Genomic DNA, 21,327 nt, shown 5'->3' on the forward strand with positions numbered 1-21,327 from the left:
AGGGTAAAGCCACCTAAAGCTGCCTCAGGTCAAAAAGCGGGAGGGCAAGCATGAATACAATCGGGCCACTTTTGCATTTTTGCCCTCTCGGAGCGTACCCGATGGAATTACTCTGCCCGGCAGGCAGCCTGCCGGCACTGAAGACAGCCGTGGATAACGGGGCCGATGCGGTCTACATCGGCTTCAAGGATGACACCAATGCCCGCCACTTCGCCGGGCTCAACTTCACCGACAGCAAGCTGGAAAGAGCGGTTGACTATGTCCACCAGCATGGCCGCAAGCTGCACATCGCCATCAATACCTTTGCCCACCCGGGCTCCGACGCCCGCTGGAAGCAGGCCGTGGACAAAGGGGTGGCGCTCGGTGCCGATGCCCTGATCATCGCCGATCTCGCCGTGCTCGATTATGCCAGCCGCCGCCATCCCGACATGGAGCTGCATGTCTCGGTCCAGGCCAGCGCCACCAACGCCGCCGCCATCCGCTTCTACCAGCAGCACTTCAACGTCGGCCGGGTGGTGCTGCCGAGGGTGCTCTCCATGCATCAGGTCAGGCAGCTGGCCCGCGAGACCGACGTCGGCCTCGAGGTGTTCGCCTTCGGCAGCCTCTGCATCATGGCGGAAGGGCGCTGCTACCTCTCCTCCTACATGACCGGCGAGAGCCCCAACACCGTCGGCGCCTGTTCACCGGCCAAGTTCGTGCGCTGGGAAGAGACCCCGAGCGGCCTAGAATCCCGCCTCAACGAGGTGCTGATCGATCGTTACGGCCCGGGGGAAAATGCCGGCTACCCGACCCTGTGCAAGGGGCGCTTCGAGGTGGATGGCCAGACCTATCACGCGCTGGAGGAGCCCACCAGCCTCAACACCCTCGGCCTTCTGCCCGAGCTGTTCCAGACCGGCATCCAGTCGGTCAAGATCGAGGGACGCCAGCGCAGCCCCGCCTATGTGGAGCAGGTGACCCGGGTCTGGCGCGCCGCCATCGACGCCTATCAGGCCAACCCCGAGGCCTATCAGGTCAAGGCCGAGTGGGATGCCCAGCTCGCCCGCGTCTCCGAGGGGAGCCAGACCACCCTCGGTGCCTATCATCGCCAGTGGCAATAAGGAGCACTGCTCATGAAATTCTCTCTCGGCCCCCTGCTCTTCTACTGGCCCAAGGCCGACACCCAGGCCTTCTATCAGGCGGCCGCCGCCAGCCAGGCCGACATCATCTATCTGGGGGAAACCGTCTGCAGCAAGCGGCGCGAACTCAAGGTGGATGACTGGATTGCCCTCGCCCGTCAGGTGGCGGGCTCCGGCAAGCAGGCGGTACTCTCCACGCTGGCGCTGATCTCAGCTCCCTCCGAGCTCAAGGAGGTAAAGCGGCTGGTCGACAACGGCGAGCTGATGATCGAGGCCAACGATCTGGGGGCGGTCCAGCTCGCCAGTGAAGCCGGGCTGCCGTTCGTCTGCGGCCCCGCCATCAACGCCTACAACGCCGACGTGCTGCGCATGCTGCTTAAACAGGGGATGCAGCGCTGGGTGATGCCGGTGGAGCTCTCCCGCGACTGGCTGATGCAGCTCAATCAGGATCTGGGCAGGGAGCGCCAGCAGTTCGAGGTGGAGGTGTTCGCCTATGGTCATCTGCCGCTCGCCTACTCGGCACGCTGCTTCACCGCCCGCTCCCTTGACCGGCCCAAGGACAACTGCGAACTGGCCTGCATCGACTACCCCACCGGGCGACTTGCCAGCAGCCGCGAGGGGCAGAAGGTGTTCAACCTCAACGGCATCCAGACCCAGTCCGGTTACTGCTACAACCTGGGTAACGAGCTCAAGGGGATGGAGGGCCTGGTGGATGTGGTGCGCCTCTCGCCCGAAGGCATGGAGACCCTGACGATGCTGGAGCGCTTCAAGGCCAACGAACAGGGGATGGCCCCCCTGCCCTTGCTGCAGGAGCGGGACTGCAACGGTTACTGGCGCCAGATCCCCGGCATGAGCCTGGTGGAGTAGCGGCACACCCCGTGTCACCAGACAGCAAAAAGGCCTCGTCAAGAGGCCTTTTTCGTGGGGATCAAACCCGTTTAGTCACGCTTTGCCGCTCTTGCCCTGGGCTCCGGGTGGCTGGGGCTTGCGCGCCATCAGTTCCAGCTCCAGCAAGGCATAGCGATGCTCGATGAAGTCATAGACGTTGTTGGCCAGCGCCAGCTTGAAGTAGCTGATGGCTTCCTTGCGGTTACCCTTGGCCAGCTCGAACTTGCCGAGGTAGAAGTAGGTCTCGCACAGGCGCTCGGCGAGCTCCCTGTTGTCCTTGACCCCTTTCACCACGTTGCTCATCAACTGGGTGGCATTGATGTCGCCCGTATAGAGGCGCACCAGATCCCAGTTCCAGGCGTCGTCGTCATACTTGTTGAGCCGCTCGCGCATCCGGCTCATGGCCGCCGGTCCGTTGAGCTTCTGCTCGGCCAGATAGAGCCAGATCACCCGATAAGGGTCTTCTGGTTGCGCCTCGTAGAAGCGCTTCATATCCGCCGCGGCAAGCTCGGGGCGATTGCCGTAATAGAGCGCGATTCCCCGGTTGAGATAGGCGTAGTCGTAATCCGGGGCGAGCTCCAGGGCGGAGTCGAACGCCTCATAGGCCTCGTCGTAGTTCTGCTGTTGAACCAGATAGACGCCGATGAAGTTGTAGGCCTCGGCAAAATCCGGCTTCTCCCGCAGGGCGCGGTTGAAGTCGAGTCGCGCCAGGGAACGCAAGCCCACCCGGTCAAACACCACGGCACGCTCATAGAAGAGTTCTGCCCGCTGTTCGGTCGTCAATTCCATTTCACTGAGCATCTGCCCGAGTCGCGCCAACGCCAACTCGCTCTGGTAGGAGACCTGCAAGGGGGTCGCCAATACCAGTGAAGCGGGTTGCGGCTTGGGAACTTGAGGCGCTTTTACCTGACTGCTACTGCTGCAACCCCACAAGGGGAGCAACAACAGGATACCCGTGAGGTATCCAATCCCTATCCTGACGTTCAATGAACACTCCGACGCTTACGCTTGACCCCGCATATGGTAAAGATCACGGGGCCGTTTGTCATGTGGCGCAGCCCCTCTCCCTCAAATAAATCAGGATTCGACAGGGTATCCGGCATCGCTCCAGCCGCGAAAGCCTCCATCGACGCTGACGACCCGGGAATAACCCATCTTCTGCAGGTTATCCGCCACCAGGATGGAGCGAAATCCCCCACCACAATAGAGGTAGAGTTCGGTGTCGGGATCCGGATACCGGGTCTCGATGTCACGCTCTATCACCCCGCGCCCGAGATAGGTGGCCCCCGGCAGATGGCCCCTGGCCCACTCGCTCTCTTCGCGCACGTCGATCAGATGAAATGCTCGGCCCTCATCCTGCCAGCGCTTGATCTGATGCACATCGGTTTCCTGCACCTGCGGGCGGATGGCCTCTACCAGGGCCAGAAAACGGGGATTGTGTTGCATGGGCTTGCTCCTTGCTTTGGGTAATGGATGCTGGGTTGTGGGGAGCATCATGACTCACCCCGGCCACAAGAGAAAGGGCGCCTTGCGGCGCCCTTGTCTGTTACGGCAGGATCTCTTGCTGATCCGCGCCCTCTTTTTCCACCTGGGTCGGCAGCATGTGCTCCCGCTTGATCCCGAGGAACATGGCTGAGGCGCTCGCCACATAGATGGAGGAGTAGGTCCCGAAGGCCACCCCGATCACCATGGCGATGGAGAAACCGTGGATCAGAGGCCCGCCTTTGAGCAGCAGCGCCACCACCACCACGAAGGTCAACCCCGAGGTGATGATGGTCCGGCTCAGGGTCTCGGTCATGGAGAGATCCATGATCTCCGCGGTGTCCCCACGGCGTACCTTGCGGAAATTCTCCCGCACCCGGTCGAACACAACGATGGTGTCGTTCAGGGAGTACCCCACCAGCGTCATCAGCGCCGCCAGCACGGTCAGGTCGAACTCGTACTGGAAGTAGGCAAAGATGCCGAGGGTGATGATCACGTCGTGAGCCAGGGAGAGGATGCCACCCGTGGCCAGACGCCACTCGAAGCGCACCGCCACGTAGATCAGGATACAGAGGATGGAGGCCAGCATGGCCAGGGCACCGTCGGTGGCCAGCTCGTCACCCACGGAGGGACCGACGAACTCGACACGCTTGAGCACGGCGCTCTCGTCGACCAGCTTGGCGGCCGCCAGGACCTCGTTGCCCTGCTGCTCGACCTTGACGCCCTCTTGGGGGGCCATGCGCACCAGCACATCACGGCTGGAGCCGAAGAACTGCAGGGTCGCCCCGTCAATCTTCTGCTGATCCAGCGCCTCGTGCATCTTGTCCAGGCTCACCGACTGCTGGAACCCCACCTCGATGGTGGTACCGCCGGTGAAGTCCAGCCCCCAGTTCAGGCCACGATCGTACAGAACGTAGAGGGCGAGCACCGTCACCAGAGCAGAGAGGACCATACCCAGCTTGGCGAAACGCATGAAGGGGATGGGCTTTTCAAAATGTAGAATTTGAAACATGTCTCTTCCTTAGATCGGCAGCTTGTCGATGCGCCGTCCACCCCAGGCCAGGTTGATGATGGCGCGGGATACCGTGATGGCAGTGAACATGGACGCCGTCAGGCCGATCCCGAGGGTCAGGGCGAAGCCCTTGATGGCACCGGTACCGATACCGAACAGGATCACGCAGGTGATGAGCGAGGTGACGTTGGAGTCGGCGATGGTGGAGAAGGCGCGATCAAAGCCCAGGTGAATGGCTTGCTGCACCCCGCGACCATTGCGGATCTCTTCACGAATACGCTCGTAGATCAGCACGTTCGCATCCACCGCCATCCCCAGCGTCAACACGATACCGGCGATGCCCGGCAGGGTCATGGTGGCCCCCGGGATCATCGACATGATACCGACGATGAGCACCAGGTTCATGGTCAGCGCCAGATTGGCCACCCAGCCGAAGGCACGGTAGTAGATCCCCATGAAGAGCACGATCACCAGCATGGCCCAGCCGATGGCTTCCATCCCGCTGTCGATGTTCTGCTGACCCAGGCTCGGGCCTATGGTGCGCTCTTCGACGATCTGGATCGGGGCAATCAGGGCACCGGCACGCAGCAGCAGCGCCAGGTTGTGGGCTTCGTTGGCGTTGTCGATCCCGGTGATGCGGAACTGGCTACCCAGGCGAGACTGGATGGTGGCGACGTTGATCACCTCCTCCTGCTTGCGGAACTTGCGCTTGCCGTCCGGACCAGGCTGACCCACCGGCTTGTACTCGATGAAGACGGTCGCCATGCCCTTGCCAACGTTGTCCTTGGTAAAGTTGGCCATCTTGTTGCCACCCTGACCATCGAGCTTGATGTTGACCTGGGGACGGCTGTATTCATCGAAACCGGACTGGGCACCCACGATGTGGTCACCGGTCAGGATCACGCGCTTTTGCAGTACCACGGGACGACCGTTGCGATCGTTGTAGACCTTGGAGCTCGGCGGCACGCGGCCTGCGGCTGCGGCCTGGATATCGGCAGCCTCATCGACCATGTGGAACTCCAGGGTCGCGGTGGCCCCCAGGATCTCCTTGGCACGGGCGGTGTCCTGGATCCCCGGCAGCTCGACGATGATACGCTCGCCGCCCTGCTGCTGGACCAACGGCTCGGCCACACCCAGTTCGTTCACCCGGTTGCGGATGATGGTGATGTTCTGCTCGAGGGCATACTTCTTCACCTCTTTGACCTTGGCTTCACTCAGACTGGCCAGCAGGATGAAGTCATCCCCTTTCTGGTCTGTGGTGAAGACAAGATCCGCATTCTGGCGACGCAGGAAGGAGAGTGCCTTGGCCTGATCGGCCTCGTCACGGAAGACCACCTGCACCTGATCCCCGACCCGGCGTACGCCGGAGTAGCGGATCTTCTGGGTGCGCAGCTCGGCGCGGAAATCCTGCACCATCTGTTCCTGCTGCTTGGCCAGCGCTTCGGCCATGTCCACTTCCATCAGGAAGTGCACACCGCCCCGCAGGTCAAGACCGAGCTTCAGGGGCGCCGCGCCGATGGCCTCAAGCCAGGCGGGGGTGGACGGTGCCAGGTTGAGGGCGGTGATGAAATTGTCGCCCAGCTTGTTGGCCACGATATCGCGCGCCTTGAGCTGGTCTTCGGTGTTGTTGAAACGGATCAGGATGAAGCCGTGCTCGAACGCCGCATGCTTGACCGGGATCTTCGCCTCGTCGAGGGTTTCCTTCACCTGATCGAGGGTTTCTAGTTTGACTTCGGCACCACGGCTGGCAGAGACTTGCAAGGCCGGGTCTTCGCCGTAAAGATTGGGGGCTGCATATAGAAAACCGATGGCGATCACGACGATCACCATCAGGTATTTCCACAGCGGATAGCGATTTAACACGCTGTGCTCCTCGGGAGATTAGAGGGACTGGATAGAACCCTTGGGCAGAACGGCAGAGACGAAGTCACGCTTGATGGTGACCTGGGTCTGATCGTTCAGGGCCAGCACAATGTAGTCGCTGTCGGCGGAAACCTTGGCGATCTTGCCGACCAGGCCACCGGAAGTGAGCACTTCGTCGCCCTTGGAGAGGGAGCTCATCAGATTGCGATGCTCCTTGGCACGCTTGGCCTGGGGACGGTAGATCATGAAGTAGAAGATGAGACCGAACACGGCCAGCATGATGATCATTTCCATGCCACCACCCTGTGCTGCCGGAGCCGCGCCTTCTGCATACGCCTTGGAGATAATGCTCATTTAACAACCTCTTATTGATGTAGATTTGAATACTAACTTATATGTCGTTGTTATTTCACGTCATTTTCAGCCAGTGGAGGCACAGGCTTCCCTTGCCGACGGTAAAACTCAGTTACAAAGTCGTCTAATTTACCCTGCTCGATCGCGTCCCGCAAACCCTGCATCACGCGCTGGTAATAACGCAGGTTGTGGATGGTATTCAGACGGGCACCGAGGATCTCGTTGCACTTGTCCAGATGGTACAGATAGCTGCGGGTGTAGTTCTTGCAGGTGTAGCAATCGCAGTCCGCATCCAGGGTGCTGGTGTCTTCCCGGTACTTGGCGTTGCGGATCTTGACCACGCCATCGGTGGTAAAGAGATGACCGTTGCGGGCGTTGCGGGTCGGCATCACGCAGTCGAACATGTCGATACCGCGGCGTACCCCTTCCACCAGATCCTCCGGCTTGCCCACCCCCATCAGGTAGCGCGGCTTGTCGGCCGGAATTTTCGGGCAGACATGGTCAAGGATGCGATGCATGTCCTCTTTGGGCTCACCCACGGCGAGACCGCCGACCGCGTAACCGTCGAAGCCGATCTCAAGGAGACCGTCCAGCGACACATCCCGCAGCGGTTCGTAGACAGAACCCTGGATGATGCCGAACAGGGCGTTCTTGTTGCCGAGCGCATCGAACTTGTCACGGGAGCGCTTGGCCCAGCGCAGGGACATCTCCATGGACTTGCGCGCTTCCTCGTAAGTGGCCGGGTACGGGGTGCACTCGTCGAAGATCATCACGATGTCGGAACCCAGATCGTACTGGATCTCCATGGACTTCTCGGGATCGAGGAAAATCTTCTCGCCGTTGATGGGATGACGGAAGTGCACCCCCTCCTCGGTGATCTTGCGGATGTGCCCCAGACTGAATACCTGGAAACCACCGGAGTCGGTCAGGATCGGCCCCTGCCAGTTCATGAAGTCGTGCAGATCGCCGTGGGCGCGCATCACTTCCTGACCCGGGCGCAGCCAGAGGTGGAAGGTGTTGCCAAGCAGGATCTGGGCACCGGTCTCACGCACCTCTTCCGGAGTCATCCCCTTGACGGTGCCGTAGGTGCCGACCGGCATGAAGGCCGGGGTCTGGACCACGCCACGCTCGAACACCAGTTGACCGCGACGGGCACGCCCATCGGTGGTTTTCAATTCAAATTTCATTGCTACCTCTATTCAGTCAGAGAAACAGTCTGACAACAAAGGGCCCGAGGGGCCCGGTAATATGAAGCCGGCCGGCATACTGACAAGCAGAGCCTGAACGACTTCTGAAGGGCAAGGCTTAACCCTGCACCCGGCGACGGGTGACGAACATGGCGTCCCCGTAGCTGAAGAAACGGTACTGTCCCGCCACGGCGGCCTGATAGGCGGCCATCACGTTGTCATAGCCGGCAAAGGCGCTGACCAGCATGATCAGGGTGGATTCGGGCAGGTGGAAATTGGTGATCATGGCATCGACCACCTGGAACTCGTAACCGGGGAAGATGAAGATGTCGGTGTCATTGAAGAAGGGCGCCAGCGGCTTGCCCTGGGCCAGGGTCGCCTTGGCTGCGCTCTCGAGGGATCTTACCGACGTGGTGCCCACCGCAACCACCCGACCGCCGCGGGCGCGGGTCGCCGCGATGGCATCCACCACCTCCTGGGGCACTTCGGCGTATTCCGAGTGCATGTGGTGATCTTCAATCTTGTCGACGCGCACCGGCTGGAAGGTGCCCGCCCCCACGTGCAGGGTCACGAAGGCCATCTCCACGCCCTTGGCACGGATCTGCTCGAGCAGCGGCTCGTCGAAGTGCAGACCGGCGGTCGGCGCCGCCACGGCACCCGGCTTCTGGTTGTAGACGGTCTGGTAGCGCTCCTTGTCGGCATCCTCGTCGGGACGGTCGATGTAAGGGGGCAGCGGCATATGGCCGATGGCATCCAGAATGGTCAGCACAGGGCGCGGGTCCAGGAAGTGGATCTCGAACAGAGCGTCGTGGCGGGCACGCATCTCGGCTTCGACGGGCACGCCGTCGGCACCGCCATCCAGAAGGAGACGGGTACCTGGCTTGGGGGACTTGGACGAGCGAACGTGCGCCAGCACGCTGTGCTCGTCCAGAATGCGCTCCACCAGCACCTCCAGCTTGCCGCCGCTGGCCTTCTGGCCAAACATGCGGGCCGGAATGACCCGGGTGTTGTTGAACACCAGCAGATCGTCGGGGTTGAGCTGGTCAAGCACATCGACAAAATGACCGTGGCGCAGGGCGCCGGTTTGACCATCGAGCTGCAGCAGGCGGCTGGCGGTACGCTCCGCCATGGGATAGCGGGCAATCAGCTCGTCTGGCAGATCAAAATGAAAATCGGATACTTGCATCTTTCACCTCGGGGGAATCGGCGGCTAGTCTAGTTATCCCCCTCTTCCAAGGCAACCCAAAAGACTAAAAACCCAAGGAAGACAAGGGATAGCGGGCCATTTTGTGAAGCTGGGCCCGTTAAAAAACCTTTAAGGTTTTGTATTGACCCCGATCATGTTCTGGCGACGGGGGCTGGGCTAGGGTGGAAGCAGACACACAAGGAGGCCCACCATGATGACCCTCTCCGAGATCATGACTGAACACCCCTTTACCCTGGGTCCGGAAAACAGCGTCAAGCAGGCGATGGAGCTGATGCAGCAGGAGCGGATCCGTCACGTTCCCATCGTCGATGAACACCAGCATCTGCTCGGTCTGGTCACCCTCTCGGACATCCTGGCCACCCGCGAATCCAAGCTGCTGCTGATCAATCCGGAGCGGGAGGCAGAGTTCACCGACAGCGTCCAGCTCGACGAGATCATGACCCGTCAGGTGGCAAGCGTGGATCCCCACGCCGGCATCAAGGAGGCAGCTCTGTATCTGCAGCGCCACAAATATGGCTGTCTGCCGGTACTCAAGGGGCGCAAGCTGGTTGGCATCGTCACCGAGTCGGACTTCATCGCCGTGGCCATCAATCTGCTGGAGCTGATGGAGGAGCAGGAGCCCCCAACCGACTTTTGATCTTAAAATTATGTAATAAAATTACAATAAAAGCGTTTTCAGCCTAATTAAACGGCTATTCAAGTGAAACACTTTCAATTTGACTGTAAAATTACACCACAAAACTTGCGTTGTGACATTCATCACACTATGATGCCCACCATGCAATGGTTGCCGAAGAGGAGATGAGGATTGTGCACCCGCCATCTTCTCTTCATATGTCTGCAAGTTTGCACACCCCGTAGTTAGTCTTTGCTGTAAAGCATATTTATCGCCATTCCTTGTTTGATGACCCGGCCCTGTCTGTGCGACGGCGCCGGGATTTTTTTATCCCTCTTTTTTCTACTGCGCCGCCTCGTCTGCCCCCTTCTCTGCTCACGCAATGAAAACAAATCCGGCCCAGCCCTTGAAAATGTGACATGCAGGACAGAAATTGAACTTCGACAATGAGTTATCTCCGAAGGCCTGAGATATTCATGTTAGGTACAGTTGTGATGGTCTATCTAATAAATAGATTTATGTGATTCAAAATTGTGGCTTTGACCGATTAGAAAAAGTCACTATGATGACTCCATCGAAAGTTAAGCGCCTCGTCTGGCACGACTCTTCAACACCAGACAGGCATATGTACATCACCAAGGAGCAAATACATGTCTACCTACATCAACACTGAAATCAAGCCGTTCAACGCCACCGCCTACCACAATGGCAAATTCGTTCAGGTGTCTGACGCTGACCTGAAAGGCAAGTGGTCCGTGGTGTTCTTCTACCCGGCTGATTTCACCTTCGTCTGCCCGACCGAGCTGGGCGACCTGGCCGACAACTACGCCGAATTCCAGAAGCTGGGCGTCGAGATCTACGCCGTCTCCACCGACACCCACTTCACCCACAAGGCCTGGCACGACACTTCTGACACCATCCAGAAGATCCAGTACCCGATGATCGGCGACCCCACCGGCACCATCACCCGCAACTTCGGCGTGATGATCGAAGAAGCTGGCCTGGCTGACCGCGGTACCTTCGTCATCGACCCGCAAGGCGTCATCCAGATCGTTGAAATCAACGCTGGCGGCATCGGCCGTGACGCACTGGAACTGCTGCGCAAGGTCAAGGCTGCCCAGTACGTTGCTTCCCACCCGGGTGAAGTGTGCCCGGCCAAGTGGAAAGAAGGCGACGCCACCCTGGCCCCGTCCCTGGATCTGGTAGGCAAAATCTAAGCCTCCCCGCTCTGAAGACCGGCCCGTTCAAGGGCCGGTCTTGTTTACGGCCCTCAGAAAATGCGCCGGTCTGCTGTGTGGACCTCTGTTTTCTGTACCCGGTCATCGTGCCGACCCGCATTCAGCAAGAAGGAATTCGACCATGTTAGATACCAACCTCAAACAACAACTCAACGGTTACTTGCAGTACATCGTCAATCCCATCGAGATCAGCGTGTCCGGCAATGACAGCGACAAATCCGCCGAACTCCTGGCATTGGCCAGCGAGATAGCCGAGATGTCCCCCAAAATTTCCCTGACCGATGGCACCAATGCCCGCAAGCCTTCCATGAGCATCGCGCCCCAGGGCCAGGCCCCGCGCGTGCACTTTGCCGGCATTCCCATGGGTCATGAATTCACCTCCCTGGTGCTCGCCCTGCTGCAAAGCGGCGGTCACCCCTCCAAGGCCGATCCGGCCGTGCTGGAGCAGGTGAAGAACCTCAAGGGCGAGTTCCACTTCGAGACCTATATTTCCCTCTCCTGCCACAACTGTCCGGACGTGGTACAGGCCCTGAACCTGATGTCCACCCTGAACCCCGGCATCACCCACACCATGATCGACGGTGCCCTGTTCCAGGATGAGGTGAACGAGCGTCAAATCATGGCGGTCCCGAACGTCTACCTGAACGGTCAGCCGTTCAGCCAGGGCCGCATCTCGCTGGAAGAGATCGTCGCCAAACTCGACACCGGCGCTGCCGAGCGCAAGGCGCAAGAGCTGAGCGAAAAAGCGCCTTATGACGTGCTGGTGGTGGGCGGTGGCCCGGCCGGCGCCGCCGCGGCCATCTATGCCGCCCGCAAAGGCATTCGCACCGCCATTGTCGCCGAACGTTTCGGTGGCCAGGTGATGGACACCGTCGGCATCGAGAACTTCATCTCCGTGCCCTACACCGAGGGCCCCAAGCTGGCCGCCAGCCTGGAGCAGCACGTCAAGCAGTACGGCGTGGAAGTGATCACCGAGCAGCGCGCCGCCGCCATCAGCAAGGATGGTTACGTCAACGTGGATCTCGCCTCCGGTGCCACCTTGAAGAGCCGCGCCGTGATCCTGGCGACCGGTGCCCGCTGGCGCGACCTGAACGTGCCGGGTGAACTCGAGTACCGTACCAAGGGTGTGGCCTACTGCCCGCACTGTGATGGCCCCTTCTTCAAGGGCAAGCGCGTGGCGGTGATCGGTGGCGGCAACTCCGGCATCGAGGCGGCCATCGATCTGGCCGGCATCGTCGAGCACGTCACCGTGGTGGAGTTCGCCGATACCCTGCGTGCCGACGACGTGCTGCAGAAGAAGGCCCGTTCCATGGGCAATATCGACATCATCATGAGCGCCCGCACCACCGAAGTGATCGGCGACGGCAGCAAGGTGGTGGGCATGGACTACGAAGATCGCACTACCGGCGAGATCAAGCATCTGGCGGTGGCCGGCATCTTCGTCCAGATCGGTCTGGTGCCGAACACCGAGTTCCTCAAGGGGAGCGAAGTGGCCCTGACCCGCTTTGGCGAAATCGAGATCGACACCAAGGGTGCCACCTCCCTGCCCGGCGTCTATGCCGCAGGGGATGCCACCACGGTACCGTTCAAGCAGATCATCATTTCCATGGGGGCAGGTGCCACCGCCGCCCTGGGTGCGTTTGATTACCTCATTCGCAACCCGGCGCCGGAAGCACAAGCTACCCAGGCCGATGCCGTGACCGCCTGATAACCGCCCAACAAAAAACCGACTCCCTGGAGTCGGTTTTTTTATCCCTGTCGTTGGGTCGGCAGCCTTCAACGTCCTTGCGGCGCGTCCCTCTCCTGCCCCTCTTCACTCACCGCTCTCTCTTCTGCGTCAGGCGCGGCATAGCTCGCCGGCACTGTCTCCCCTTCCAGATCTGTTCTTGGCTCCAGCTCCGCCGTCATGGGGGTGTTGGGGGGCACCGGCATGAAGACCTGATGCTCCGTCAACGGAATGGGGGCTCGCTTACGCCTGCGCCAGCCGAGATAGGCCGACAGCAGCAGACCGCACAGGGCAAAGTAGACGAACAGCCCCTGTGGTCCGAACGTCGCCATGGTAAAGGGGGCCAGCAGCGGACCCGTCATGGCTCCCAGGCTGTAGGCAAGCAGCAGCCCCTGGTTTGCCCCCAGCACCTGATCCGGGCGCAGTTCATCGCAAGCATGGCTGAGGCTCAAGGGATAGATGGAGAACGCCATGCCCCCCAGCAGGAAGACAAGAGTCCCCTCGATTGGCTCGCGCCAGGGCTCCGGCAGCAGCACCATCAGCAACGCGATCAGGGTCAGCAGGGTGCAGAGCAGCAGGATCACCAACCGTCTGTCGTAGCGATCAGATGCACGCCCGATGGGATACTGCAGACACATCCCCCCCAGGATCACCAGCGCCATCATGTCCGCCACCTGGGAGAGGGAGGCGCCGCTGTCGGTGAAATAGAGCGGCAACAGCCCATAGATGGCCCCGAGGATGAGGCCCGAGGTAAAGCTGCTGCCCATTCCCGCCGGAGTGAGGCGCACCAGCTCCAGCACTCCCACCGGCTGGGGTGCCACCATGGCCGGCGTCGCCACCCGGGAGAGCGCCAGAGGCACCACGGAGAGGGTCGCCGCCATGGCGCACAGGGCGAACGGCGTCAGCACCATGGGGTCCACCTGCTTGAGCAGCAGCTGGCCCAGGGCGAGTGAGCCGTACAGCAGGATCATGTAGAGGGACATCAACCGCCCCCGGTTCGCCGGGGTGCTTGAGACCAGCATCCAGGACTCCAGCACCACGAACAGGCCGCCGGTGGCAAACCCCCCAATCAGCCGCAGCGCCGCCCAGGTGACAGGCTCCACCACCATGCCGTGCAGCAGAAACAGAAAACAGAGCAGGGAGGCATAAGCCGCATAGGCCCGGATATGACCCACCCGGATGATGAGGCGGGCATTGATGAAGGTCCCCAGCACCAGGCCGCCGAAATAGGCAGCCGACACCAGACCGATGGCCTGGGCGGACACCTGCTCGGCGGAGAGACGCACCGTCAGCAGGGTATTGAACAGACCGTGACCCAGAATGAAGATCACCAGACTGGTCAGGGGGGACAGCAACCTTGTCAGTGCCATGGAGCCTCCTCGCAACAAAAGGGTCATGGTAGCCCCTGCCTCCCGCCCCCTTCAACCCGAATGCCCTCCCCCTGCGGGGCTATGCTTGACGGGAACCCCACATGGAGATCCGAAAGATGAGACTCATGCTGTTGTTGGCCGCCCTGCTCTTTTGCGGCAGCGCCCTCGCCTTCCACTGCCCCATGGACATGAAGAAGATAGACGACGCCTTGGCCGCAGGCCCCGCCCTCAGTGCCGAGAAACTGGCCGAGGTGAAGCAGCTCAGGGCCGAAGGAGAGACCCTGCATAACGCGGGCAAGCATCAGGAATCCGTCGATACCCTGGCCAAGGCCATGGCCATCCTGGGCATAGACCAGGGCTAAGGTCACAAGGCCCCTCGCGACTGTCTGCTTCGCAGCACAGCAAAACGAGATCCCCGGGAAATAACAAAGGCCCTCGCCGTGAACGACGAGGGCCTTGTCATGTCGGGAAACCGGCCCCTGTCAGGCCGATACCCGGCCACTGTAGACCAGGGTGCAATAGTTGAAGGCTATCTTGCCGTCAACGGCATGGCGAGCAAACTCGCGGCGAACGAGCGCCGTCATCTGATCGTGGGCCGGCGTGCCCGCCACAGGCGCATAGGAGGAGGAGTTGAGCCGTCCAAGCACCCCGTCAAGATCGAATAGCTGGCTGTTCTCGAAGCGATCGAGCCGGTACTCCCCGGTGAAGAAGGCGCGAAAATCCGCCTCGCCGAGGTTGCGATGATTGACCTCCTCGTAATCCCCCGAGTAGGCGTGCAGCCCCTCTTCATAGGCCTTGAGAAACGGGGTGTTCGTCAGCCTGTCATTCCAGATGAGGGCGACCTGGCCACCGGGCTTGAGCAGCCGCTGGCACTCCTGCCGAAAAGCCGCGCGATCGAACCAGTGAAACGCCTGGGCGACCGTGACCAGATCCATCGCCCCCGTGGGCAGGCCCGTGGCTTCCGCACTGCCGTGCAGCCAGCCGATGTTCCCCACCTGGGCGAGCAGCCGTTTGGCGGCTGCCCGCATATCGTCGTTGGGCTCCACCGCCCAGACCCGCGCGACCCGGGGGGCCAGCAGGGCGGTCAGGATGCCGGTGCCGGCGCCGATGTCGGCCACCTGGGACTCGGGCCCCATGGCCAGCTCCCTTGCCAGAAAATCCAGCATGGCGGCGGGATAACCGGGTCGATATTTCACATAGGCCTCGACCCGGGTCGAGAATCGCTGGGTACTGTCCATGGCAGACTCCTCTCTTGCTGCGGCCTTCATGCCGGCTCCCGGCCTGGTGACCAGGATCCCCATGCCACTACACTTGACCCCATCATGCAAGCCCCAAGCGGGTGGCAAACGGCGTACAGGCTGGCTTGTCACCCAGCGAAGCAGCAGGCGCTGCGGGCGGCAGGATACCCATCGGGGCGCCCGCTCACGGGCGTCGAAGGACAAACACCAGGATGGAGCTGCGACACAATGAGACCAGTCAAGAACAGGATTTGCCTCTGGTATGACGGAGATGCCGAGGAGGCGGCACGGTTTTACGCCAGCCTCTTCCCCGACTCCGCAGTCGGTGCCGTACACCGGGCCCCGGCCGACTATCCCGCTGGCAAGGAAGGAGACGTGCTGACGGTCGAGTTCAGGGTGATGGGGATCCCCTGCCTCGGCCTCAACGGCGGGCCCGGGGTCAACCACAACTGGGCGTTCTCGTTTCAGGTGGCTACCCAGGACCAGGCCGAGACGGATCGCTACTGGCACGCCATCATCGACCATGGCGGTCAGGCGAGCGAGTGCGGCTGGTGTCAGGACAAGTGGGGCATCTCCTGGCAGATCACCCCTCAGGTCCTCACCGAGGCGATCACCGATCCCGACCCCGAGGCTGCGAGGCGCGCCTTCGAGGCCATGATGCAGATGGACAAGATTGACATTGCCACCATCGAGGCGGCGCGCCGGGGCGAGTAGCCCGTTCGCGCGGGCGCCACACACAACAAGGCCACCCCTGGGGTGCAATGCTGTTCACTTAAGAGAATTTGAGTTCCAGTCCACGTAGTATCAGGGCTAAAAAATGAGGGAGGCATGATGCCTCCCTCTTTCTATTGCAAGCCACGCTGGATAAAGGCTGAAGGAACATCGACTGGAAACAGCCTTGCTCCCCCAACTCAAGTCGCATTTATGAATAATTAGTCAAAAATGTGCTTATCTGAACAGCATTGCACCCCTGGGGTGGCCTTGTGCGTATTGGCTGTCAGTCCTACAGCGCCGCGATTACTTGGCGTAATCCTCGGTGGGCACGCAGGAGCAGAACAGGTTGCGATCGCCATAGACGTCGTCGATGCGGTTGACCGACGGCCACAGCTTGCTGGCGCGCACGGCGTCGGACGGGAAGACCGCCTCGGCGCGGCTGTAGCCACGGTTCCACTCTGCATCCATCACGTCGTCCTGGGTGTGCGGCGCATGGACCAGGGGGTTGTCGGCGAGGCTCCAGTGACCGTCCTGCACCCGGGCAATCTCGGCGCGGATGGCGGTCATGGCTTCCACGAAGCGATCCAGCTCGCGCTTGGATTCGGATTCGGTCGGCTCGACCATCAGGGTACCCGCTACCGGAAAGCTCATGGTCGGCGCGTGGAAGCCGTAGTCCATCAGGCGCTTGGCCACGTCCATCTCGCTGATGCCACTGGCTTCTTTGAGCGGGCGGATGTCCAGGATGCACTCGTGGGCCACCCGACCGTTGCGACCTGTATAGAGCACGGGGAAGGACTCGCCGAGCTTCTTGGCCAGGTAGTTGGCGTTGAGGATGGCGACCTGGGTGGATTTCTTGAGCCCCTCGTCACCCAGCATGGCGATGTACATCCAGCTGATGGGCAGGATGCTGGCCGAGCCGAACGGGGCGGCAGACACGGCGCCGTTGTCACGGCTCTCCTTGTCGGTCTTGACCACGGCGTGACCGGCCACAAACGGTGCCAGGTGTTTCTTCACGCCGATGGGGCCCATGCCCGGACCACCACCGCCATGAGGAATGGCGAAGGTCTTGTGCAGGTTGAGGTGAGAGACGTCCGCGCCGATAAAGCCTGGCGCCGTCAGCCCGACCTGCGCGTTCATGTTGGCGCCGTCGAGGTACACCTGACCACCATACTGGTGAACGATGTCGCACACCTCCTTGATGGTCTCCTCGTACACCCCGTGGGTGGAGGGGTAGGTCACCATCAGGCAGGAGAGCTGGTCTCCGACCTCGGCGGCCTTGGCCCGCAGGTCGTCCAGATCCACGTTGCCTGCCTTGTCACAGGCGGTGACGATGACCTTGAGGCCCGCCATCTGGGCGGAAGCCGGGTTGGTGCCGTGGGCAGAGGCCGGGATGAGGCAGACATCGCGATGCCCCTCGCCGCGGGACTCGTGGTACTTCTTGATGGCCAAGAGGCCCGCGTATTCGCCCTGAGCGCCGGAGTTGGGCTGCATGCAAACCGCATCGTAGCCGGTCACCTTCACCAGCCAGTCTTCCAGATCTGCCAGCAGCAGCTGGTAACCCTGGGTCTGCTTGAGCGGTGCGAAGGGATGCAGCTTGCCGAATTCAGGCCAGGTCACCGGGATCATCTCGGCGGTGGCGTTGAGCTTCATGGTGCAGGAGCCCAAGGAGATCATGGCGTAGTTCAGGGCCAGATCTTTCGCTTCGAGACGGTGGATGTAGCGCAGCATCTCGGTCTCGGAGTGGTACTTGTTGAATACCTCGTGGGTCAGCACGGCGTCGGTACGCAGCAGGTCTTGCGGAATGGCGTGATGAGTCTGGGCGGCCTGGTCGAGGGCCTCCACATCGAGGCCGTGACCCGCCCCAAGGAACAGGTCGAACAGCTCGGCCACATCGCCTCGGGTGGTGGTTTCAGAGAGGGACACACCGACCGCACCGTCCAGATCCGCACGCAGGTTGATACCGAGCCCTTCGGCCTTGGCAATGAGTGCAGCCTTGTCCGACGTCAGGACTGTGAGGGTATCGAACCAGCTTCCGTGCTTGAGGGCCACGCCCTTGGCGGTGAGGCCGAGCGCCAGGATGGTGGTCAGACGGTGCACGCGGGAGGCGATGGTCTTGAGCCCCACCGGGCCGTGGTAGACGGCGTAGAAGCTCGCCATGTTGGCCAGCAGCACCTGGGCGGTACAGATGTTGGAGTTGGCCTTCTCGCGGCGGATATGCTGCTCGCGGGTCTGCATGGCCATGCGCAGGGCGCTCTTGCCACGGGCATCCTTGGAAACGCCGATGATGCGACCCGGCATGGAGCGCTTGTAGGCGTCGCGGGTGGCGAAGAAGGCGGCGTGGGGGCCACCGTAACCCATGGGCACACCGAAGCGCTGGGCACTGCCGAACACCACGTCGGCACCCAGTTCACCTGGGGATTTGAGCAGCAGCAGGGAGAGCATGTCGGTCCCGACGCAGGCCAGCCCCTTCTGGGCCTGGACGGCGGCAATGAAGGAACGCAGATCGGCCACATTGCCGGTGGTGCCCGGGTACTGGAACATGGCACCGAATACCTCTTCGCTCACGGCCTCGCCCGCAGGGCCGACCACCACATCGAAACCGAAGTGGACCGCGCGCTCCTTGACCACGTCGATCACCTGGGGGTGAACGTCGTCGGCCACGAAGAAGAGGTTGGATTTGGATTTGGCCATGCGCTTGGCCAGCGCCATGGCTTCAGCGGCGGCGGTGGCTTCATCGAGCAGGGAGGCGCTCGCCAGATCCATGCCGGTCAAGTCCAGGGTCAGCTGCTGGAAGTTGAGCAGGGCTTCGAGACGGCCCTGGGCCAGCTCGGGCTGATAGGGGGTGTAGGCGGTGTACCAGCCCGGGTTTTCCAGCACGTTGCGCAGGATGACGTGGGGCACGTGGGTGTCGTGGTAGCCCATGCCGATGTAGCTCTTGGCGATCTGGTTCTTGGCCGCATAGCCCTTGAGCTTGGCCAGGGCCTCCACTTCGGTCATGGGGGCGCCGATACCAAGCGGCCCCGGACGACGGATGGCGGCGGGGACCGTCTGCTCAATCAGATCGTCCAGGCTCTCGGCCCCCACGGTGGCGAGCAGGGCCCGCAGTTCTTCCTCACCCGGGCCGATATGACGGCGGATGAAATCGGTTTTTTGCTCGAGTTCAAACAGTGACTGGGTCATTTCCCTATTTCCTGGTAATAGGTCCTGGCATGACATCCTGACAACCAAGACCTGATGTTCCTGTAGCCGGTCGAAACCGGCTCCACTCATGTTCTGTGTCCGCCGCGGGCAGACGGGGAATGCGGCAAGGGCATCCCGAAGGCGCAAAGGCTGCGCCCATTCTGCAACCGCCATGGCCGCAGGATGGCAGTCATACAAGAGGGCCCTGCTGTGTTGGCAGGGCCCGGGGGCATTACTCTTCGTCCACCACGTTCTGGTAGCCTTCGGCATCCAGCAGGTTGGCGAGCTCGCCCGCGTCGTCCAGCTTGATGCGGAACAGCCAGCCGGCGCCGTAGGGGTCGGAGTTGACCAGCTCGGGGCTGCCTTCCAGCTCCTCGTTGACGGCCAGGATCTCGCCGCTCACCGGGCTGTAGATGTCGGAGGCGGCCTTGACGGACTCCGCCACGGCGCAATCTTCACCGGCGCTCACCTGCTTGCCCACTTCCGGCAGATCGACGAACACCATGTCCCCCAGCAGATCCTGGGCGTGCTCGGTGATGCCGACCACGGCTTCGCCGTTGGCTTCAACACGGACCCACTCGTGGGAGGTGGCATATTTCAGTTCGCTCGGGATATGGCTCATTTGTGCTTCCTTTATGCTCTTGGATCGCTTCAACAAAAATGGGGCGGCGAAGGTCAACCCTCGCCGCAATCAATGATTACACCAGCGGCTGGCCGTTGCGCACGAAGGCCGGCTTGGTGACTTTCACGGTGACCTGCTTCTTGCGGATCTCCACCTGGGCCTGTTCACCGATATCACGGGGCACCCGCGCCAGGGCAATGCTGTAACCCAGGGTGGGCGAGAAGGAGCCGGAGGTGATCACCCCTTCCCGTGTCTCGCCGCTCTCGCTGGTGAAGGTGACCGGCATGCCGGCACGCAGCACGCCCTTTTCTTCCATCACCAGACCCACCAGCTTGGGCTGGTTGCCGGCGGCCTTCTGGGCTTCCAGGGCGGCGCGGCCGATGAATTGGCGGGAGGCAGGCTCCCAGGCCAGGGTCCAGGCCATGTTGGCGGCGAGCGGAGAGATTGACTCGTCCATGTCCTGACCGTAGAGGTTCATGCCCGCTTCCAGGCGCAGGGTATCACGGGCACCCAGGCCACAAGGGGCCACGCCGTTGTCCAGCAGGGCCTGCCACAGATCGCACGCCTTCTCTTGGGGGACCACGATCTCGTAGCCATCTTCGCCGGTGTAGCCGGTGGTGGCGATGAAGAGATCCCCGGCCTGCACACCGAAGAAGGGCTTCATCCCTTCGACCGCCGCATTCTGCTCGGGGGTGAACACCTTGGCCGCCTTGGCCTTGGCGTGGGGGCCCTGCACCGCGATCATGGCAAGCTCGGGGCGCTCGGTCACGCTCACGGCAAAGTCGATGGCGTGATGGCGGATCCAGGCCAGATCCTTCTCGCGGGTGGCGGAGTTCACCACTAGGCGGTAGAAGGTATCGGTCAGGAAATAGGTGATGAGGTCATCGATGACGCCGCCTTCCGGATTGAGCATGCCACTGTAGAGGGCCTTGCCGGGGACGGTAAGTTTGGCCACGTCGTTGGCCAGCAGGTGTTGCAGGAAGGCTTTGACCCGCTCGCCGGTCAAATCGACGATGGTCATGTGGGAGACATCGAACATGCCTGCATCGGTGCGCACCACATGGTGCTCTTCCAACTGGGAACCGTAGTTGATGGGCATCTCCCAACCGTGGAAGTCCACCATCTTGGCACCCGCTTCCAGGTGTTTCGGATGCAATACAGTAGTCTGGATCATCGCTGTGTTTCCTTAAGCGTTCGCGACAACACTCGCAATCCGCCCCGGCTCGTCGGGAACTACGGACCACAAGCTCTGTGCTCGTTCCCGCCCGGGCGGGCAGGAGTGATTCCTTGAACGGAGCGGATTATATGACAAGCGTGCCAGGGCACCGCTCAAAAAAAACTAATCCTCACCCAACTCACTGACACCAGACACTAAGGCAAAAACAGTGATAAAAACAACCAAAACCGCGCCATTGCGGGATTTAATGTTGATTTTTACCGTCCCGTCACAATTTACAGAAAAACGTTTCGCTTCTCGCCAACATTAAAGGCTGACACCCCGAAGGGGCATCTCGC

The 21,327-nt window shown here is 61.3% G+C and carries 19 protein-coding genes; 7 read left to right on the forward strand and 12 right to left on the reverse strand.

Going from position 1 to position 21,327, the window contains the following annotated elements; translation table 11 throughout:
* The first annotated feature begins 101 nt into the window (after positions 1–101).
* Together ubiU and PG892_RS04130 are read left to right on the forward strand one after the other, a co-directional pair.
* On the forward strand, positions 102–1,097 hold the full coding sequence (gene ubiU, locus PG892_RS04125) for a ubiquinone anaerobic biosynthesis protein UbiU (RefSeq protein WP_010675064.1): 996 nt from the start codon (positions 102–104) through the stop codon (positions 1,095–1,097).
* 12 nt (positions 1,098–1,109) lie between these two features.
* Positions 1,110–1,982 (forward strand): U32 family peptidase, encoded by an 873-nt coding sequence (locus PG892_RS04130; RefSeq protein WP_223915132.1) that lies wholly within the window; start codon positions 1,110–1,112, stop codon positions 1,980–1,982.
* A gap of 75 nt (positions 1,983–2,057) precedes the next feature.
* On the opposite strand, the gene nlpI is transcribed toward PG892_RS04130, so the two are convergent.
* From nlpI to queA, 7 genes are all read right to left on the reverse strand, one after another.
* A complete protein-coding gene (gene nlpI, locus PG892_RS04135; RefSeq protein ID WP_280520777.1) occupies positions 2,058–2,990 on the reverse strand; it encodes a lipoprotein NlpI in 933 nt (310 codons plus the stop codon).
* Positions 2,991–3,080: 90 nt separating this feature from the next.
* Positions 3,081–3,449, reverse strand: coding sequence for a rhodanese-like domain-containing protein (locus PG892_RS04140; protein WP_039038735.1), 369 nt, complete (start codon positions 3,447–3,449; stop codon positions 3,081–3,083).
* Between the two features lie 100 nt (positions 3,450–3,549).
* A complete protein-coding gene (secF, locus tag PG892_RS04145; RefSeq protein ID WP_039038736.1) occupies positions 3,550–4,497 on the reverse strand; it encodes a protein translocase subunit SecF in 948 nt (315 codons plus the stop codon).
* A gap of 9 nt (positions 4,498–4,506) precedes the next feature.
* The gene (gene secD, locus PG892_RS04150; RefSeq protein WP_039038737.1) at positions 4,507–6,360 is read right to left on the reverse strand and encodes a protein translocase subunit SecD; all 1,854 of its coding nucleotides are present in this window, start codon (positions 6,358–6,360) and stop codon (positions 4,507–4,509) included.
* Between the two features lie 18 nt (positions 6,361–6,378).
* Complete coding sequence (gene yajC, locus PG892_RS04155) at positions 6,379–6,714, reverse strand: preprotein translocase subunit YajC (protein WP_010675070.1); 336 nt, start codon at positions 6,712–6,714, stop codon at positions 6,379–6,381.
* Positions 6,715–6,764: 50 nt separating this feature from the next.
* Positions 6,765–7,901: a tRNA guanosine(34) transglycosylase Tgt gene (gene tgt / locus PG892_RS04160; RefSeq protein ID WP_010675071.1), complete on the reverse strand. Its 1,137-nt coding sequence runs from the start codon at positions 7,899–7,901 to the stop codon at positions 6,765–6,767.
* Positions 7,902–8,019: 118 nt separating this feature from the next.
* Positions 8,020–9,087 carry a tRNA preQ1(34) S-adenosylmethionine ribosyltransferase-isomerase QueA gene (gene queA / locus PG892_RS04165; protein WP_270825129.1) on the reverse strand — a complete coding sequence of 356 codons (1,068 nt, stop codon included), beginning with the start codon at positions 9,085–9,087 and terminating at the stop codon, positions 8,020–8,022.
* A gap of 211 nt (positions 9,088–9,298) precedes the next feature.
* Between queA and PG892_RS04170 the strand changes: the two genes are divergently transcribed.
* The 3 genes from PG892_RS04170 to ahpF all read left to right on the forward strand — a co-directional run bounded on the left by PG892_RS04170 (position 9,299) and on the right by ahpF (position 12,670).
* Positions 9,299–9,745 carry a CBS domain-containing protein gene (locus PG892_RS04170; RefSeq protein WP_010675073.1) on the forward strand — a complete coding sequence of 149 codons (447 nt, stop codon included), beginning with the start codon at positions 9,299–9,301 and terminating at the stop codon, positions 9,743–9,745.
* Between the two features lie 629 nt (positions 9,746–10,374).
* The gene (gene ahpC, locus PG892_RS04175) at positions 10,375–10,941 is read left to right on the forward strand and encodes an alkyl hydroperoxide reductase subunit C (RefSeq protein WP_010675074.1); all 567 of its coding nucleotides are present in this window, start codon (positions 10,375–10,377) and stop codon (positions 10,939–10,941) included.
* Positions 10,942–11,083: 142 nt separating this feature from the next.
* Positions 11,084–12,670, forward strand: a complete 1,587-nt coding sequence (ahpF, locus tag PG892_RS04180; RefSeq protein ID WP_039038739.1) for an alkyl hydroperoxide reductase subunit F — start codon at positions 11,084–11,086, stop codon at positions 12,668–12,670.
* Between the two features lie 68 nt (positions 12,671–12,738).
* Here the strand turns inward: ahpF and PG892_RS04185 are convergent, their stop codons facing one another.
* Positions 12,739–14,058 (reverse strand): MFS transporter, encoded by a 1,320-nt coding sequence (locus PG892_RS04185; protein WP_223915131.1) that lies wholly within the window; start codon positions 14,056–14,058, stop codon positions 12,739–12,741.
* Between the two features lie 116 nt (positions 14,059–14,174).
* Here PG892_RS04185 and PG892_RS04190 point away from each other — a divergent pair, with 116 nt between their 5' ends.
* A complete protein-coding gene (locus PG892_RS04190; RefSeq protein ID WP_270825133.1) occupies positions 14,175–14,420 on the forward strand; it encodes a hypothetical protein in 246 nt (81 codons plus the stop codon).
* Between the two features lie 120 nt (positions 14,421–14,540).
* Here the strand turns inward: PG892_RS04190 and PG892_RS04195 are convergent, their stop codons facing one another.
* Positions 14,541–15,296 carry a class I SAM-dependent methyltransferase gene (locus PG892_RS04195; RefSeq protein WP_270825134.1) on the reverse strand — a complete coding sequence of 252 codons (756 nt, stop codon included), beginning with the start codon at positions 15,294–15,296 and terminating at the stop codon, positions 14,541–14,543.
* Positions 15,297–15,524: 228 nt separating this feature from the next.
* Here PG892_RS04195 and PG892_RS04200 point away from each other — a divergent pair, with 228 nt between their 5' ends.
* On the forward strand, positions 15,525–16,010 hold the full coding sequence (locus tag PG892_RS04200; RefSeq protein ID WP_210538200.1) for a VOC family protein: 486 nt from the start codon (positions 15,525–15,527) through the stop codon (positions 16,008–16,010).
* Between the two features lie 303 nt (positions 16,011–16,313).
* On the opposite strand, the gene gcvP is transcribed toward PG892_RS04200, so the two are convergent.
* The 3 genes from gcvP to gcvT form a co-directional block, all read right to left on the reverse strand.
* Positions 16,314–19,190: an aminomethyl-transferring glycine dehydrogenase gene (gene gcvP / locus PG892_RS04205; protein WP_210539186.1), complete on the reverse strand. Its 2,877-nt coding sequence runs from the start codon at positions 19,188–19,190 to the stop codon at positions 16,314–16,316.
* Between the two features lie 232 nt (positions 19,191–19,422).
* Positions 19,423–19,812: a glycine cleavage system protein GcvH gene (gene gcvH / locus PG892_RS04210; RefSeq protein WP_010675081.1), complete on the reverse strand. Its 390-nt coding sequence runs from the start codon at positions 19,810–19,812 to the stop codon at positions 19,423–19,425.
* A 76-nt stretch (positions 19,813–19,888) separates the two neighbouring features.
* Positions 19,889–20,986: a glycine cleavage system aminomethyltransferase GcvT gene (gcvT, locus tag PG892_RS04215; RefSeq protein ID WP_010675082.1), complete on the reverse strand. Its 1,098-nt coding sequence runs from the start codon at positions 20,984–20,986 to the stop codon at positions 19,889–19,891.
* Between the last annotated feature and the right edge of the window lie 341 nt (positions 20,987–21,327).

It is taken from the genome of Aeromonas sp. QDB68 (genome assembly GCF_027707405.1).
GTDB lineage: Bacteria > Pseudomonadota > Gammaproteobacteria > Enterobacterales > Aeromonadaceae > Aeromonas > Aeromonas caviae.

Excerpts from the sequence above, each read along its gene's own strand:
- ubiU (WP_010675064.1), top strand. The coding sequence starts at position 102 with ATGGAATTACTCTGCCCGGCAGGCAGCCTGCCGGCACTGAAGACAGCC.
- PG892_RS04130 (WP_223915132.1), top strand. The coding sequence starts at position 1,110 with ATGAAATTCTCTCTCGGCCCCCTGCTCTTCTACTGGCCCAAGGCCGAC.
- PG892_RS04140 (WP_039038735.1), bottom strand. The coding sequence starts at position 3,449 with ATGCAACACAATCCCCGTTTTCTGGCCCTGGTAGAGGCCATCCGCCCG.
- secF (WP_039038736.1), bottom strand. The coding sequence starts at position 4,497 with ATGTTTCAAATTCTACATTTTGAAAAGCCCATCCCCTTCATGCGTTTC.
- yajC (WP_010675070.1), bottom strand. The coding sequence starts at position 6,714 with ATGAGCATTATCTCCAAGGCGTATGCAGAAGGCGCGGCTCCGGCAGCA.
- tgt (WP_010675071.1), bottom strand. The coding sequence starts at position 7,901 with ATGAAATTTGAATTGAAAACCACCGATGGGCGTGCCCGTCGCGGTCAA.
- queA (WP_270825129.1), bottom strand. The coding sequence starts at position 9,087 with ATGCAAGTATCCGATTTTCATTTTGATCTGCCAGACGAGCTGATTGCC.
- PG892_RS04170 (WP_010675073.1), top strand. The coding sequence starts at position 9,299 with ATGATGACCCTCTCCGAGATCATGACTGAACACCCCTTTACCCTGGGT.
- ahpC (WP_010675074.1), top strand. The coding sequence starts at position 10,375 with ATGTCTACCTACATCAACACTGAAATCAAGCCGTTCAACGCCACCGCC.
- ahpF (WP_039038739.1), top strand. The coding sequence starts at position 11,084 with ATGTTAGATACCAACCTCAAACAACAACTCAACGGTTACTTGCAGTAC.
- PG892_RS04185 (WP_223915131.1), bottom strand. The coding sequence starts at position 14,058 with ATGGCACTGACAAGGTTGCTGTCCCCCCTGACCAGTCTGGTGATCTTC.
- PG892_RS04190 (WP_270825133.1), top strand. The coding sequence starts at position 14,175 with ATGAGACTCATGCTGTTGTTGGCCGCCCTGCTCTTTTGCGGCAGCGCC.
- PG892_RS04195 (WP_270825134.1), bottom strand. The coding sequence starts at position 15,296 with ATGGACAGTACCCAGCGATTCTCGACCCGGGTCGAGGCCTATGTGAAA.
- PG892_RS04200 (WP_210538200.1), top strand. The coding sequence starts at position 15,525 with ATGAGACCAGTCAAGAACAGGATTTGCCTCTGGTATGACGGAGATGCC.
- gcvP (WP_210539186.1), bottom strand. The coding sequence starts at position 19,190 with ATGACCCAGTCACTGTTTGAACTCGAGCAAAAAACCGATTTCATCCGC.
- gcvH (WP_010675081.1), bottom strand. The coding sequence starts at position 19,812 with ATGAGCCATATCCCGAGCGAACTGAAATATGCCACCTCCCACGAGTGG.
- gcvT (WP_010675082.1), bottom strand. The coding sequence starts at position 20,986 with ATGATCCAGACTACTGTATTGCATCCGAAACACCTGGAAGCGGGTGCC.